The organism is Nocardia sp. BSTN01 (assembly GCF_015354405.1).
Taxonomy (GTDB): Bacteria; Actinomycetota; Actinomycetes; order Mycobacteriales; family Mycobacteriaceae; genus Nocardia.
Map to the genome: position 1 here is coordinate 21,322 of NZ_JADKYP010000002.1, position 14,532 is coordinate 35,853.

16 protein-coding genes are annotated in these 14,532 nt (G+C 70.1%); 6 read left to right on the plus strand and 10 right to left on the minus strand.

What is annotated here, in order from left to right:
• Positions 1–38: 38 nt before the first annotated feature.
• The 3 genes from IRT45_RS01710 to IRT45_RS01720 are packed head-to-tail and all read right to left on the minus strand — an operon-like array spanning position 39 to position 2,246.
• Positions 39–881: an SCO1664 family protein gene (locus IRT45_RS01710; RefSeq protein ID WP_194804113.1), complete on the minus strand. Its 843-nt coding sequence runs from the start codon at positions 879–881 to the stop codon at positions 39–41.
• A gap of 6 nt (positions 882–887) precedes the next feature.
• Entirely contained in the window at positions 888–1,472 is a 585-nt protein-coding gene (locus IRT45_RS01715; RefSeq protein ID WP_036505610.1) for a DUF3090 domain-containing protein, read from the minus strand.
• A 24-nt stretch (positions 1,473–1,496) separates the two neighbouring features.
• Entirely contained in the window at positions 1,497–2,246 is a 750-nt protein-coding gene (locus IRT45_RS01720) for a histidine phosphatase family protein (RefSeq protein ID WP_194804114.1), read from the minus strand.
• Positions 2,247–2,515: 269 nt separating this feature from the next.
• Between IRT45_RS01720 and IRT45_RS01725 the strand changes: the two genes are divergently transcribed.
• The 4 genes from IRT45_RS01725 to IRT45_RS01740 all read left to right on the plus strand — a co-directional run bounded on the left by IRT45_RS01725 (position 2,516) and on the right by IRT45_RS01740 (position 6,990).
• The gene (locus IRT45_RS01725; RefSeq protein ID WP_194804115.1) at positions 2,516–3,478 is read left to right on the plus strand and encodes an aldo/keto reductase; all 963 of its coding nucleotides are present in this window, start codon (positions 2,516–2,518) and stop codon (positions 3,476–3,478) included.
• Between the two features lie 73 nt (positions 3,479–3,551).
• Entirely contained in the window at positions 3,552–4,715 is a 1,164-nt protein-coding gene (locus tag IRT45_RS01730; RefSeq protein ID WP_194804116.1) for a hemin ABC transporter substrate-binding protein, read from the plus strand.
• 317 nt (positions 4,716–5,032) lie between these two features.
• Entirely contained in the window at positions 5,033–6,136 is a 1,104-nt protein-coding gene (locus IRT45_RS01735) for a FecCD family ABC transporter permease (RefSeq protein ID WP_375540052.1), read from the plus strand.
• Positions 6,133–6,990, plus strand: coding sequence for a heme ABC transporter ATP-binding protein (locus tag IRT45_RS01740; protein ID WP_194804117.1), 858 nt, complete (start codon positions 6,133–6,135; stop codon positions 6,988–6,990). Before IRT45_RS01735 ends, IRT45_RS01740 begins: the two co-directional genes overlap by 4 nt.
• A 7-nt stretch (positions 6,991–6,997) precedes the next feature.
• Here IRT45_RS01740 and IRT45_RS01745 read toward each other — a convergent pair whose 3' ends face one another.
• Together IRT45_RS01745 and IRT45_RS01750 are read right to left on the minus strand one after the other, a co-directional pair.
• The gene (locus tag IRT45_RS01745) at positions 6,998–7,990 is read right to left on the minus strand and encodes an RNA polymerase subunit sigma-70 (RefSeq protein WP_194804118.1); all 993 of its coding nucleotides are present in this window, start codon (positions 7,988–7,990) and stop codon (positions 6,998–7,000) included.
• A gap of 23 nt (positions 7,991–8,013) precedes the next feature.
• The gene (locus tag IRT45_RS01750; RefSeq protein WP_309240754.1) at positions 8,014–9,006 is read right to left on the minus strand and encodes an NADPH:quinone oxidoreductase family protein; all 993 of its coding nucleotides are present in this window, start codon (positions 9,004–9,006) and stop codon (positions 8,014–8,016) included.
• 138 nt (positions 9,007–9,144) lie between these two features.
• Between IRT45_RS01750 and IRT45_RS01755 the strand changes: the two genes are divergently transcribed.
• A complete protein-coding gene (locus IRT45_RS01755) occupies positions 9,145–9,420 on the plus strand; it encodes a pentapeptide repeat-containing protein (RefSeq protein ID WP_194804393.1) in 276 nt (91 codons plus the stop codon).
• Here IRT45_RS01755 and IRT45_RS01760 read toward each other — a convergent pair.
• Positions 9,353–10,594 (minus strand): epoxide hydrolase family protein, encoded by a 1,242-nt coding sequence (locus IRT45_RS01760; protein ID WP_194804119.1) that lies wholly within the window; start codon positions 10,592–10,594, stop codon positions 9,353–9,355. The two genes, IRT45_RS01755 and IRT45_RS01760, sit on opposite strands and share 68 nt — an antisense overlap.
• Before the next feature lie 85 nt (positions 10,595–10,679).
• On the opposite strand from IRT45_RS01760, the gene IRT45_RS01765 reads away from it, so the two are divergent.
• Positions 10,680–11,117: a MarR family winged helix-turn-helix transcriptional regulator gene (locus IRT45_RS01765; protein WP_194804120.1), complete on the plus strand. Its 438-nt coding sequence runs from the start codon at positions 10,680–10,682 to the stop codon at positions 11,115–11,117.
• A gap of 156 nt (positions 11,118–11,273) precedes the next feature.
• Here the strand turns inward: IRT45_RS01765 and IRT45_RS01770 are convergent, their stop codons facing one another.
• Genes IRT45_RS01770 through IRT45_RS01785 form a run of 4 tightly spaced genes read right to left on the minus strand, consistent with a single transcriptional unit; the run spans position 11,274 to position 14,396 of the window.
• Positions 11,274–11,462 carry a hypothetical protein gene (locus tag IRT45_RS01770; protein WP_228533348.1) on the minus strand — a complete coding sequence of 63 codons (189 nt, stop codon included), beginning with the start codon at positions 11,460–11,462 and terminating at the stop codon, positions 11,274–11,276.
• On the minus strand, positions 11,459–13,552 hold the full coding sequence (locus tag IRT45_RS01775) for an MMPL family transporter (RefSeq protein ID WP_194804121.1): 2,094 nt from the start codon (positions 13,550–13,552) through the stop codon (positions 11,459–11,461). Before IRT45_RS01775 ends, IRT45_RS01770 begins: the two co-directional genes overlap by 4 nt.
• A gap of 8 nt (positions 13,553–13,560) precedes the next feature.
• On the minus strand, positions 13,561–14,094 hold the full coding sequence (locus tag IRT45_RS01780) for a hypothetical protein (RefSeq protein ID WP_194804122.1): 534 nt from the start codon (positions 14,092–14,094) through the stop codon (positions 13,561–13,563).
• Positions 14,095–14,150: 56 nt separating this feature from the next.
• The gene (locus IRT45_RS01785; RefSeq protein ID WP_228533350.1) at positions 14,151–14,396 is read right to left on the minus strand and encodes a hypothetical protein; all 246 of its coding nucleotides are present in this window, start codon (positions 14,394–14,396) and stop codon (positions 14,151–14,153) included.
• Positions 14,397–14,532: the final 136 nt, after the last annotated feature.

Sequence of the window (14,532 nt, forward strand, 5' to 3'; positions counted from 1 at the left end):
GCACGTCGGCGGATCGACGCGACCGGGCTCGCCGAGGATCAGAACGCCGGCCAAGGAATGGGGCGAGAGCTGATCGGTTGCGGCAGCACCGGATCGTTCAGCAGCTCACGTGCCCGCGCCTCGAGGGCCTCGATCTCGTCGTCGGTGATGTGCTCGGCCAGCGCCGCCCCGATCGGACCCGGGAGCCGGTCGGCGAATTCGGCGATATCGCCGAGCAGTTCCTCTCCCACCGGTTCTCCCGCCCAGCCCCACAGCACCGTGCGCAATTTCGGTTCGCTGTGCAGGCAGATGCCGTGGTCGACACCGTAGACGCCGCCGTCCACGCCCTCCAGGGCATGCCCGCCCTTGCGGTCGGCATTGTTGAGCAACACGTCCAGCACCGCCATCCGGCGCAGCCGCGGATCGTCGGCATGAACCAGCGACACCCGCGCACCCGTGCCGTCCACCGCCCGCAGCACCTCGCGGAATCCGGCGGGCACCGCACCGGCGGGCACCAGATCCACCAGATCCAGGCGCTGCGGCGCCGACTCACCCGGGTCGACGGTCTCGATCCAGCGCTGCACCATGCCGGGGCCCAGCGGTCCCTCCCGCAGGATCGTCTCCGGAATCACCGACCAGCCCAGCGCCGCCGATACCAGATACGAGGCCACCTCACGTCCGGCCAGCGTGCCGTCGGGAAAATCCCACAGCGGCCGCTCACCGCGGACCGGCTTGTAGACCACCCGCAGCGGTTCCCCGCCTCCGTCGACCGCTGGAGCGTCGATCTCGCAGACCAGGGTCAGGTTGCTGGCCGTGGTCACCCGCCCGATGATCGACAATTCACCGCTGTAGAGGCCGTCGCGGGCCGCGCCCTCGTCTGCGGCCGCCGCGCGCGTGGTCACCGGTCCTCAGTCCTCCAGATCGGTCGCGCCGAAGATGTCGCCGCGCTTGTAACCGTTGGTGCGCACACACATGTGCCCCTTGGGCGAGAGCGGTTCCCCGCACAGCGGGCAGGGCGGGCGCCCCGCCGCGATCACCTTCGCCGACCGCAACGCGAACTCGCGGGCCTGCTCCGGGGTCAGGAACACCCGCACCGCGTCGGGACCCTCCTCGGTGTCGTCGAGCACCACCGATTCGTCGACCTCGGTCTCGGTGATCGCCAGCAGTTCCACCACCACCGCGCCGGCGTCGGCGTCCCAGCCCAAACCCATTGTCCCGACCCGGAATTCGGTGTCGATCGGCATCTGGAGCGGAGCCGTGTCATTGACGTCCTCGGCCTGCGGTGGCACCGTCGCGCCGAACCGCCGGGCCACCTCGTCCAGGAGCAGGCCCATCCGATCGGCGAGAACCTTCACCTGCTGCTTCTCGAGCAGCACGCTCACCACGCGGGGCTCCTGCACGGCCTGTAGATAGAAGGCGCGATCCCCTGGCTCACCGACGGTTCCGGCGACGAAACGGTCGGGGGTGCGAAACACATGGATTGCTCGGGCCATCTGCACCTCCTGAAACCGACTGCATCACTGATTACGCTCGTTCCCCGAATCGGGGGGATCCGCAATATTCCCATTATCCGCCCGCGACGCGGCGCCCACCTCACCGCCGGGTACGGGCCCGGCCCGCTGCTCGGACGGTTGTGCGACCGCCGCCAGCGCCGACAGGTCCGAACCGGTGTCGTTGACCCGCCACACGTAGGGGGCGGCCGGGGTGTAGCGCACGACGCTGATCGAGGCCGGTTCCACCACGATGCGCTGGAACCCGTCGAGATGGATGCCGAACGCGTCGGCCAGCAGCGACTTGATCACATCCCCGTGCGTGCAGGCCACCCACAGCACGTCGCGGCCGTGGCGTCCGGCCAACTCGGCGTCGATCGCCCGCACCGCGGCCACCGCCCGGTACTGCACCTGGGCCAGGCCCTCACCGCCGGGGAACACCGCACCCGAGGCGTGCTGCTGCACGACCTTCCACAGCGGTTCCTTGACCAGCTCCGACAGCAGGCGACCGGTCCACTCGCCGTAGTCGACCTCGAGCAGGCGCTCGTCGGGTTCGGGTTCGAGGCCGAGTTTGTCGGCCAGCGGCGAGACCGTGCGCGTGCAGCGCAGCAGCGGGGAGTGCACGATGTGCTCGATCGGTAACGGTGCCAGGCGTTCTGCCACCGCCAGTGCCTGGTCGGTGCCGCGCTCGGTGAGCTCGACGCCCGGGCTGCGGCCGGCCAGCGTGCGCGCGGTGTTGGAGGTCGACACCCCGTGCCGCAGCAGGATCACCGTCATGGGACCAGACTAGGCGATCACCGCCGCCGCGCTCGCGCCGTCACCGGCCCGCGACCTCGCACGCAGCGCCCGGCGATGCGGAACCCGCTGGTATGCAACCTGTTTCGCTGTCGGAGGAATCGGCGTCCGGGATCCGGGCCGGCCTCCCCGCACCGGCGGGCGCTGTGGTGCGCCTCGCATCTTCCGGCGGTTCGCGAGTGGTATCCGTTTCCGGGACCGGTTGTGGCCCTAGGCTCGGACACTGTGACGAGAGCTGGGGCGGTGTGGTGATGGAACAGCGGGCGGTGGGTCGTAGTGGCCTGCGGGTATCGCGGATGGGGCTGGCCACCCACACCTGGGGCCGGGAAACCGATGCCGAGGACGCGGCAGCGCAGCTGGTGGCCTTCGTGGAGGCCGGCGGGACGCTGGTCGACACCTCACCGGTGTATCAGGGCGGGGCCGCCCAACGCATGCTCGGTGAGCTCGTGGGTGAGCTGGTGCCGCGCGACGACCTGGTGATCAGCGGATGCGCGGGCCTGGTGCCGGTGCCCGGCGTCACCGATCCCGACGGCGGGCCCGCGGCGGGCATCCACTGGAGTGTGGACGCCTCGCGCCGCACCCTGATGCGTCAACTCGACCGCACCCTCGCCGAACTGGGCACCAACTACCTCGACATCTGGAGTGTCGCGGCTTGGGATCGGCACACCCCGCTCGACGAGATCGCGGCCACTCTCGACCACGCCGTGCGCTCGGGCAAGGTGCGCTACGCGGGTGCGCGCGGCCTCAGCGCGTGGCAGCTGGCGACCCTGGCCTCGGCCGCCCCGATCGTCGCCGCGCAGTCGCCCTATTCGCTGCTGGCACGGGGCGCGGAAAGTGAACTGCTGCCGGCGGCCGGACACCACGGCGTCGGATTGATCGCGGCCTCGCCGCTGGCCGGTGGCATCCTCACCGGCAAATACCGCGACGGTGTGCCCGCCGACTCGCGCGGCGCCGACGAGGCGACCGCCGCCGAGATCCGCGACCGCCTCGACGAACACGCCACCCGGGTCGTGGACGCGGTGGTCACCGCCGCCGACGGACTGGGCACCTCACCGCTCGCGGTGGCGGCGGCCTGGCTGCGCGACCGGCCCGGCGTCGCGTCGATGATCGTCGGCGCCCGCGATATCGGCCAGCTCACCGGCGTCCTCGCCGCCGAAACGCTGGAACTTCCGCGCGCGATCGCGGCCGCCCTCGACGACGTCAGCGGCATCTGACCGGCCGGGCCGGCGGATCGTGCGGGGACAGGGCGATGACAACCCGTTCGCGCGACCACTTAGGCTTGCCTACATGAGGTGTCTCGACGTCCGATCGGCCCGCGCCGCCTCCGCCGCACCGGCGGGGCCCACCGGGACGCGCGATGCGGCAGCGCCGGCGCTGCGGGCGGCGAAGACCGCGCAGAACCGTTCGGCATCACCGGAGCCGGGTGTGTGGCGGCGGCCGGCCGGCACCCGGTGGTTGCTCCTGGTGCTCGGGGTCGTGCTCCTCGCCGGAGTCACCACCGCGTGCGGCGGCACCGGCACCTCGGGCGGGCAGCAGGGCGCGGCCACCGCCACCCTCGCGAATCTGGATCCGACGCCGATCGGCCCCGCGCCGACACCGGCGCTGCCGGTCACGGTGCACTCGTTCGACGGCGCCGAGGTCACCGTCACCTCCGTGGAACGGATCGTGGCCGTCGACCGCTACGGCACCCTCGCCCAGACCGTGTGGGCGCTGGGTTTGGGTTCGAAACTGGTGGGCCGGTCGACGTCGGCGTCCTTCCCCGCGGTGCGTGATGTGCCCAACGTCGCGGGCGGCAACGGCAGCATCAACATCGAAGCCGTTGCCGCGCAACGGCCCACGGTCTTCCTCACCGACACCACCAGCGCCACCCCCACCATGCGTGATCAGCTGCGTGCGCTGGGCATCACGGTCGTCTACTTCGATCCGCAGCGCACCATCGACGGTGTCGGCCCGCAGATCCGGTCGGTCGCCGACGCGCTGGGCGTCCACGACCAAGGGGTGAAACTGGCCGACCGCACCCACGCCGAAATCACCGCCGCCACGGCCGCGGTGCCGAAACACCAGCCGCCGTTGAAGATCGGATTCGTGTATCTGCGCAGCACCGCGATCACCATGCTCGCCGGGCCCGGCTCGGGCGCCGATTCGCTGGTCACCGCGTTGGGCGGCGTCGACGCCGGAACCGCGGCGGGACTGACCGAACCGTTCACCACCATCACCAGTGAGGCGATGATCAGTGCCGCGCCGGATGTGCTGCTGGTGATGTCGGACGGGCTGAAATCGGTCGGTGGCGTCGACGGCCTGGAGAAGGTGCCCGGTGTCGCGCAGACGCCGGCCGGTCGCAATCACCGCATCGTCGACATGTCCGATGCGGTGTTGCTCAGCTTCGGACCCGAGACCGGTCACGTGCTCGAAGCGCTGTCGAAGGCCGTCTACGGCGCCCAGCCCGCATGACCCCCGGCGATTCGCCCGGCGAGGAGTCCGCCGATTCCCGTCTTCGGCCCACGGCGTCGAATCCGGAACCGCCCACAGAATCGGTTGGGGCGCAAGAGGTTTCGACCGGATCGGGTGAGAGTGGCGCGCACGACCCGGGGCGCGCGGGCGCAGCCGAGCACGATACGAACAGCGGCGAAGATGCCGAACGATCGGGCCCAGCTCTTGCGCGGGGCTCGGGGATCGGTGCCGATGTGGCGTCGAGTGCGGAACGGACTGCCGCGCACTCGGCGCGTCCACGAACTGCGACCGGGTCGAATACCGCTGCGGAGCCGCTGATTTCGGCGCCTCCGAGTCCAGACGGTCCCGCTGCCGCGGAAGCGGTCGTCGGTCCGCGCGCACCGCGTCGCTGGTCCCGCATCACCGTCGTCTTCGCGGTCTCGATCGCCTTGCTGGTGATCCTGGCGCTGATCTCGGCCGCTGTCGGACAGGTTCCCACGACCCCGCTCGAGGTGGCCGGCAGTGTGCTGCACCGGATCGGGCTGGATTGGGGTCCGATGCCGCACCACCCCGCCGGTGAGGTCACACTGTGGGAGGTCCGGTTCCCGCGCGTGGTGCTGGCGATGCTGGTCGGTGCGGCGTTGGCGACCGCCGGTGCGCTGCTGCAGGGGGTGTTCGCCAATCCCCTCGCCGAACCCGGCGTGATCGGTGTGTCCGCGGGTGCGGCCGTCGGTGCCGGTGTGGTGATCGTGGTCGGTGGCGCGTTCGCGGCGGCCTGGTCGGTCGCCGGTGGCGCCTTCGTCGCCGGACTCGGGACCACGCTGGCGGTGTATCTGCTGTCGCGTTCGGGCGGGCGCACCGAAACCGTGACGCTGGTGCTGACCGGTGTCGCGGTCAACGCATTCGCCGGCGGTCTGATGTCGTTTCTGCTGTTCACCGCCTCCCCCGCCGCCCGCGATCAGATCGTGTTCTGGCAGATGGGCAGCCTGAACGGCGCCACCTGGCAGGCGGTGGCCGTGGTCGCGCCGCTGGCCGCGGTGGGCGTGGCGGCGGCGGTCGTGATGGCTCCGCGCCTGGATCTGCTCGCTCTCGGGGAATCGGCGGCGCGCCACCTCGGTGTCGACGTGGAACGATTGCGGCGCAACGTGATCGTCGTCGTCGCGATCCTGGCCACCGCCGGGGTGGCCTTCACCGGCATCATCCTGTTCGTCGGACTGATCGTCCCGCATGTGGTGCGCATGCTCGTCGGTCCCGCGCACCGGGTGCTGATCCCGCTGTCGGCGATTCTCGGCGCGGTGGTGCTGCTGGCCGCCGACATCGGCGCCCGCACCCTGGTCCACAACGCCGATCTGCCCTTGGGCATGCTGACCTCGCTGGTCGGCGGGCCGTTCTTCTTCTGGCTGCTGCGGCGCACCCGCGCCCGATCGGGAGGCTGGGCATGAGCGGCACGGGCACGGCACGGGTGCGCGCGCTGATCCGCACACTCCGTCCCCCACACGGCCTTCCGCAGCCGACACCCCGCGGCGCGGTCACGCTGCGGGCACGCGGCATCGATATCGCGCGCGGCGGGCGAGCGGTGCTCGAAGCGGTCGACATCGACGTCGTCGCCGGGCAGATCCTGGCCCTGGTGGGCCCCAACGGGGCGGGCAAGTCCACCCTGCTGGCCGCGCTGTCGGGCGAGCTCGAACCGGCAAGCGGCACAGTCGAACTCGACGGCCGGCCGGTCGCCGACTGGACCCCCACCGATATGGCGCGCCGCCGCGCGGTGCTGCCGCAGAACCATACCGTCGGATTCCCGTTCACGGTCCGCGAGGTCGTCGCCATGGGCCGCTCCCCCTGGGCTCGCACCCCGCGCCAGGATGTCGACGATCAGGCGATCGCCGCCGCGCTGGCCGCCACCGATATCGAACATCTCGCCGCGCGGCCGTTCCCGGCGCTGTCCGGCGGCGAGCGTGCCCGCGCGGCGCTGGCCCGGGTGCTGGCCCAGGACACCGAGACGTTGCTGCTCGACGAGCCCACGGCCGCACTGGATCTCGGCCATCAGGAACAGGTCCTGCGCCTGGCCGCGGCCCGTGCCGCCGAGGGTGCGGCGGTGGTGGTCGTGCTCCACGATCTCGGTCTGGCCGCCGCCTACGCCGACCGCGTCGCCGTGCTCGACAACGGCCGCCTGGCCGCGGTCGGCCACCCCCGCGACATTCTCACCACCGACCTGCTGACCACCGTCTACCGCCACCCGGTCGAGGTCATCGACCACCCCGTCACCGGCGCCCAGTTGATCCTGCCCGTGCGCCGCTGACCTCGGCTCAGCCCGCGATCGAATCCGCATGGCCGAACAGTGCGACCAAGTCCGGATCGTGGAACTTCACCACACGCGACACCCCGCCGGCGGTCGCCGCCAGCACCACGATCCCGTCCGCCCGCAGCACCCCGTCCGCCGAACGGTGATAGACGACGGCGGCGGGCTGGCCGTTGGCGGTGGTGGCGACCATCCGCCACTCGCCGGGCACACCCAGCACAGCGGTGCGCAGCATCCGGATGCAGTGTTCACGCCCGGCCTGCCACTCGCGGAACGGGGTCGCCTCCAGCGTGGCATCGGTGCGCAGCACCTGTTCCAGCAGGGCGGCATCGGATCGCTCGAAGGCCGCGATGTAGCCGTCGAGCAGCGCTCGTGCGCGCCGGTCGGTCGGCTCCAGGAGTGCCTCGGGGGCGGGGTCCAGTTCGTCGAGGCGGGCGCGGGCGCGCTGCAGGCCGCTCTTCACCGCCGCCGTGGTGGTGCCGAGAATCTCCGCGGTCTCGGCGGCGGAGAAGGCCAGCACCTCGCGCAGCAGGAGGATGGCGCGCTGGCGGGCGGGCAGGTGCTGCAGGCTCGCGACCAGCGCCAGGCGCAGCGATTCTCGTGCGACCACCACCGCCGCCGGATCGCCGGCGTCCGCCGCGATCCAGCCGTCCGGCAACGGTTCCAGCCACGAAACCTCCTCTGCCGCATTGTCTCTCGGTGGCCGACCGGGCTCGCTGTCCGGGCCGTTGAGGCCCGAGGGCAACACCCGCGTGCGGCGCGCCGTGCGCGCGGTGAGGCAGACGTTGGTGGCGATCGTGTACAGCCACGACCGCATCGACGCCCGGCCCTCGAACCCGGCGTAGGAGCGCCAGGCACGAAGGAAGGTCTCCTGCACCAGATCCTCGGCATCCTGCGCCGAACCGGCCATGCGGTAGCAGTGCGCCAGCAGCTCCCGGCGGTAGCGCTCGGAGTCGGCGGCGAACCGGTCCCGGTCCGCCGCCCGTGGCCGCGCCGTCATATCGCCGAGTGTAGGAGTGGTGGTCACGGCCGCAGTGCCAGTTTGCCGACAGTCGTGCGGTTCTCCAGTTCGGCCAGCACCTTCGGGCCGTCGGCCAGGTCGTGGACCGTGGGCCGTGCGGGTGCGACCACGCCGGCGGCGACGAGGGCGGACAACTCCGCCATGACGGCGCCGAAGATCTCCGGCGCCGCCTGGATCAGCACGCCGATGTTGAGGCCGATGAGCTGGATCTGGTGTTCGTAGATCATTTGCCGGTTGCTGATCGCGGCATCGCCACCGGCCGCGCCGAAGACGACCACCCGGCCGGTGACGCGCTTGGCCGCTGCCAAGCTGTCCGCGAATCCAGGGCCGCCTGCGGACTCGAGCACCAGATCGACGCCGGTACCACCGGTCAGGTCCCGCACCTCGGCGGCCAGGCTCGCATCGCGTGAGTCCACGACATGGTCGGCGCCGAGCCCGCGCACGATGTCGTGTTTGCCCGGCGCGGCGGCGGCGATAACCGTCGCCCCGTAATGCTTGGCCAGGGTCACCGCGACCTGTCCGGTCGCACCCGCCGCGGCCTGGATCAGCACGGTTTCACCGGCTACGAGCCGGCCCAGCGGCTTCAGCGCGGCGAGTGCGGTCGGATGGTTGACGGTCAGGCCCAGGGCTTGTTCGGCGGTCCAGCCCTCCGGCACCGGGACGGCCGCGACGGCCGGGAGGACCAGGTATTCGGCGAAGGCTCCGTCTCCCACCCCGGCCACGTGCGCTCCCGGCACGGGGTCGATCACGCCCTCACCCACCGCCACGACCTCGCCGGCGGCTTCGAACCCCGCCAGGTACGGCGGCCGCGGCCCGCCGCCGAACGTCCCGCGGCTGCGCGAGATGTCGGCGAAGTTGACCCCGGCCGCGGTCACGCGGATAAGGATCTGGCCCGGGCCGGGGTGGGGTACCGGCGCGTCGGTGATCAAACGGGTGTCCTGCGGCCCCAGCAGCGACGTCTGCTGCAGGGCCCGCATGGTCGCGGGAACGGTCACGGCACTCAACTCTCTCTCGGCTCGTCGCGGCCCACCGGTTCGGCGCCGCCGACCATGTAGACCTCGGGTGCCGCGAAAAGGAATCGGTGGCCCGGCGCCAGATCGCGGAGCGAACGGCTTTGACGACTCCGGCCGAGTCTGGACAGCGCCCGGCTCGCGGGTGCGGATCTGACCGGCGTGCGCCTGACCGGCACGAAGCTCGCCGACCTCGTCGGCGCGAATCTGACCGGCGCACTGCTCACCGGCGCCGACCTGACGGGTGTGAAATACGACGACCGCACCGCGTGGCCTGCCGGGTTCGCTCCCCCGCCTCGGTGGCCGGCCGGCCCGACCGTTCCGGTGCCGGTCAGCGCCGCCCGCGGAAGGTGCGGCGCAGGTCATCGATCCACAGATCCGGGATCTCCCAGGGTATGAAGTGGCCGCCGCGATCGTGGGCGGTGAGATTGACGTGGTTGTACCACTGGGCGCGGTCGCCGGTGCGGAAGTTCTCGACGCGGCCGTCGGTATCGACTCCGGGTGGGTTCTCGTAGCCGACGAAGGTGATACCGGTGGGCGCTTCGACGACCGGGATCCGGTCGTGCGCGGGTGTCCAGGGGTAGCGATTGTTGTTGGCGTAGAGGCGGATCGAGGTGCCGATGGTGTCGGTGACCCAGTAGATCGTCGCGTGCGTGAGCAGATCGTCTCTGCTGAACACGGTTTCGACGTCACCGCCGTTGTCGCTCCACGTCGACCACCGCTCCAGGATCCATGCCAGCATCCCCGCCGGAGAATCGGACAGCGCGTGGGCGAGGGTGCTGGGGGCGAGTAGATGTGCCGCCAGATGGACGGCGAAACGCCTGTCCAGCTCCACGAATCGCGCGTGCACTGCGGCGGGCAGATCGTCGGGAATCGGCCGACCGCCACTGAAGTCCCAGGCGCGGTCGCCGTTGAACAGGGTCAGTTTCAGCCCGGACCCGATGTGGATGGCATACAACTCGTCGGCGTATTTGTGACCGAGCTGCGCGGTGACCAGCGCGCCGACGTCACAGCCCGCGGCGGCGTACTTCGCGTGGCCCAGCACCTCGGTCATCAGCGTGTGCCAGAGGTCGGCGACCTTCCAGAAGTTCAGATCCGGGCGGTCGGCCAGCGGGCTGGAGAACCCGAACCCGGGAAACGACGGCACGATCACGTCGAACGCCTCCCCCGGATCGCCGCCGTGCGCACCCGGATCGGCCAGCGGGCCGGCGACCTTGGACCAGTGCCAGAACGTCCAGGGCCAGCCGTGCGTCAGGATCAGCGGCGTCGGATTCGGTCCGACGCCCGGCTTGCGCATGAAATGAATCGGCACCCCGTCGATGTCGAGCCGGTAGTGCTGGAAGGTGTTGATCTCGGCTTCGGCTGCGCGCCAGTCGTATCCGCTGCGCCAGTAGTCGACCAGCTCCCGCAGATAACCACCGGGCACGCCGTAGTAGCCGTCGTCGTTGCCGTCGTCGTCGGGCAGACGGGTCAGTTCCAGGCGCTGCCGCAGGTCGGCGAGCGCACTGTCGGGGACGTGAATCGTCGTGGGAGTCAAGGGAAACGGTCGGACATCGTGGGTGGTGTCGCTCATGTGGCCTCCTGCGCCGTGTGGTCGCCACACTTACATAAGCAACTTATTTAAGCAACTTGTATAAGTTCCGGATATAGTTACCCGTGTGAACGATATCGACGAGTTCGACGTGGACGGGTTCGCCGCGGTGATCGAGGACTTCAACCGCGTCTACATCCGCATCCCGGTCCGGGAGAAACTGCCGTTCACCACGCTGTCGGTGCTCGACACCCTGGCTCAGCGCGGCCCGATGCGGCTTACGGAGCTGACCGACACCGAGCAGATGACCCAGCCGGGCATGACGCAACTCGTCGCGCGCCTGGAACGCGACGGCCTGGTGCTGCGCCGCCGTGACCCGGGCGACGGACGAGCCGTGCTCGTCCACCTCACCGAGGCGGGCCGGCACATCCGCCGCAGCCGCCACGACGACCAAGTCCGCTACCTGGTACCGCTGATCGGTGACCTCAGTCCCGCGCAGCGCCGGGCCCTGGCGGCCGCACTACCCGCGCTCTCCCGGCTGGCGCAGCTGGAACGAGAGCGCTGACACCGCGAATCCACGTCGCCCGCTGCTGTGGCGCGAACGGTTTCCGACAATTCAGGCCGGGTTCCGCAACGCCCGCAGTAGCAGCGCCCAGCTCCGTGCGGCCGACCGCGCGGCGCTGCTCGGCAGGAGTCTTGTGCAGCAGGGCGGCCAGCATGCTCACCGCGACGAAAATCTCCTCGACGGTGAGATCGGCCCGCAGATCCCCCCGCGTCGTCGGACCCCCGCGCGCTGGGCGATCACCCACAGGGGGGCATCGGCGCCGTACGCGGCGAACACCTCGCGCGCCGCGGCCAGCAGCGCGGCCCGGTTCTCGGCGGCTGCGGCCGGACCACGATTGACGCTCACCGCCACACCAGTTTCAGCACCGCGGGGGTCAGCAGCATGCGAATCACCGTGGCATCGAGGATCAGCGCCGCGATCATGCCGTAGGCGATGTACTTCATCAGCACCAGATCCGAGAATCCGAACGCGCCGGTGACCACGATGAGAATCGCGGCAGCCGAGGTGATCACTCCGCCGGTGTGGGCGATGCCGTAGCGGATCGCCTCCGCCGGTGGCGCCCCGTCTGCGCGGGCCTCGGCCATGCGCGACTGCAGGAACACCTCGTAGTCGGTGGACAATCCGAACAGCACCGTGACGATCAGCACCAGCACCGCGAACATCAGCGGCCCCGGCGTGAAACCGAGCAGGCCCGCGCCGTGGCCCTCTACGAAAATCCACGTCAGAATGCCCAGTGCCGCACCGAGACTCAGCGCGCTCATGAGTACGGCCTTCAACGCCAGCACGATCGAGCGGAAGGCGATGTACATCAGCACCAGCGCCGCGGTCGCCAGAATCGTTGCCAGCAACGGCAATCCGTCGATGAGGCCGTGGATGGCGTCGCGTTCCAGGGCCGGCACCCCGGCCACCATCACCTGCACCCCGGGCGGATGCGGAATCGCACGCAGCGCGGCGATGGCGGCGTCGGCGTCGGATTTGTGCACCAGACCGGTGGACAGCACGTTGATACCGTTGGTCGTCGGCGCCGCCGCCTCGAACGGACCCGTCAGACCGGGCGCGAAATTGGCTTGGAAGCGGATATCGGATAGCTGCTGCGGATCGGCCCCGACCACCACCAATTTCAACGGCTCGGTGCGGAATTCGGGAAACAGCGTGTCGAACTTCTCCTGCGCCACGCGGGCCGGATTGTCGGCCGCCAGATACCGCTCCGACAGGCCGCCGAATTCGATGTTGCGGAACGGGATCAGCAGGAACAGCAGCCCGGCCACCACCGGCACGATCACCCGCGCGGGATGGCGCATCGCGAACAGGGCCAGCTTGGAGAAGAATCCGTTGTCGATCTCCTGGGCGCTGCGGATTCCGGCGAACCGGTGCCAGCCCCACAGATCGATGCGCCGCCCGACGATGCTCAGCGCCGCCGGCAGCGCGGTCACCGACAGCAACGCCGCCAGCAGCACCGAACTGATTCCGCCGTAGGGCACCGAGCGCAGCACCCCGTTGGGGTAGATGAACAGCGCCGCCAGGCTCACCGCGATGATCGCCGCGGAGAACAGCACCGTGCGCCCGGCCGTGGCGACGGTGCGCGCGGTCGCCTCCTCCACACTGCGCCCCGCCGCCAATTCCTCCCGGAAACGGGTCACCGCGAACAGGCCGTAGTCGATCGCCAGCCCCAGGCTGACGAGGGTGACCACGGCACTGGCGAAGACGTTGACGTCGATGTGGTCGGTGAGCAGGCGCATCATGCCTTGACTGCCCAGAATCGTCATCCCGCCGATGAGCACCGGCAGCAGCGCGCCCACCACGCCGCCGAACACGAAATACAGCAGCACCGCCACCACCGGCAGCGCGATCAGCTCGGCCCGATGGATATCGTCCTGCATCCCGATGTTGATGCCCTCGACCACCGGCTGCAGACCCGCCAGCTGCACCGTCGTGCCGCCCGGCCCGCGCCCGGAACCGCCTGCGCCCAAATCCTTCTGGATGGCGAGGTAGTTGTCGACCGTGGCGGTATCCGAGCCGTGCAGGCCGATGCTGGCGAACGCGTGGGTGCGGGAGGCGTCGGCGAACTGCCCCATCATCGAGCCGTCGAAATAGCTGTCGATCTTCTTGATCCGGTCCGGATACCGGTCGTGCAGATCCTTCAGTGCCGAGCCGATCGCCGCGCGGATCGGTGGATCGTCGACGGTATGGCCGGGCGGTGCGGTGTAGAGCACGATGACGTCGGCGTCGGTGTCGCGGCCGAAGGTCTGGTCGGCGAGTTTGGAGGCGACCACCGATTCGCTGTGTTCGTCGAACCATCCGCCCTGGGTCAGCCGCGAGCCCAGATCACGGCCGTAGAACCCCGAGACGGCCACGATCAGGACGAAGACCGCGAACACCAGATACCGATGGCGATGGACGAATCGGCCCCACCGCAGGAGAAACCCCTCGAGCATGCCGGGGGTCAGCCGCAGGCCGCGGTGCGATAGTCGGCCGAACGCAGGATTCCGCACAGGTCGGTGCGCGAGATCTTCCACTTCCCGTCGATATCGACGAAATGCACGATGGTGGTGCGCACGTTCTCGCCGCTGCCGTCCTTGTCCAGGCGCATCGTGGCGGTCAGGGTGCCGTCGTGATTGTCGAAGACGGGATCGACCACGCCGTACACGGCGCGCGGATTGTCGTGCAGCGCCTTGTACATATCGGGAATGGCGTCCTTGAACGCCGCGCCGTCCTCGATCAGGTCGGTGCGCTCACTGTCGGGCAGCGACGGATCCAGTGCGCGCTTGATCTGCGAGTCCAGCTGCGCGGCGGACGGCAATGGCGGCCGGTTGGCGCTGCTGACCGCGGCCGCCTCCGAGGAGGAGGTGAGCGCGGCGTAGGCCGACGAGCGCGCCGCCGCCACCGAAGCCTCGTCGGGACCGCTGTCGCAGGCGGCGATCACCAGCGCGAGCATCGTGATTCCGAATGCGCCGTGGACCGTGCGTCGCAATGCCATTACGTCCTCGAATGTGTCGAAAGTAACCGGTGGTTCCTACAGTCTGGCACGTGGGATCAGCGGCCCTCGATGACCGCGCTCAACCGGTTCAGCAAGGCGCGCACCGTCGTGGTCGCACTGCGCTGTTCGGATACCGGGACCGCGGTCGGCACCAGATCACGGACCAGGGCGCGCACGCTGCGGGCGTCGTCGAGGTCGATATCGGTGACGGCGGCCTCGATCACGGCCACCACATCCTCGGGGCCGGGCACGTCGGTGGTGGCGTCGGCGCGGTAGATCTCGAGGGTGAGGGTGGACCGCACCGTGCGGAAGGCGAACGGCTGTCCCTCGGCCGTTCGGCCGAACCCGTGCGCGAACGGACCAACGGTTAAATCTTCAAGCGTGAATTCAGACGTGCGGTCTGTTTCCAACCGAGACTCCCCTGGTTCGACGTCCGAT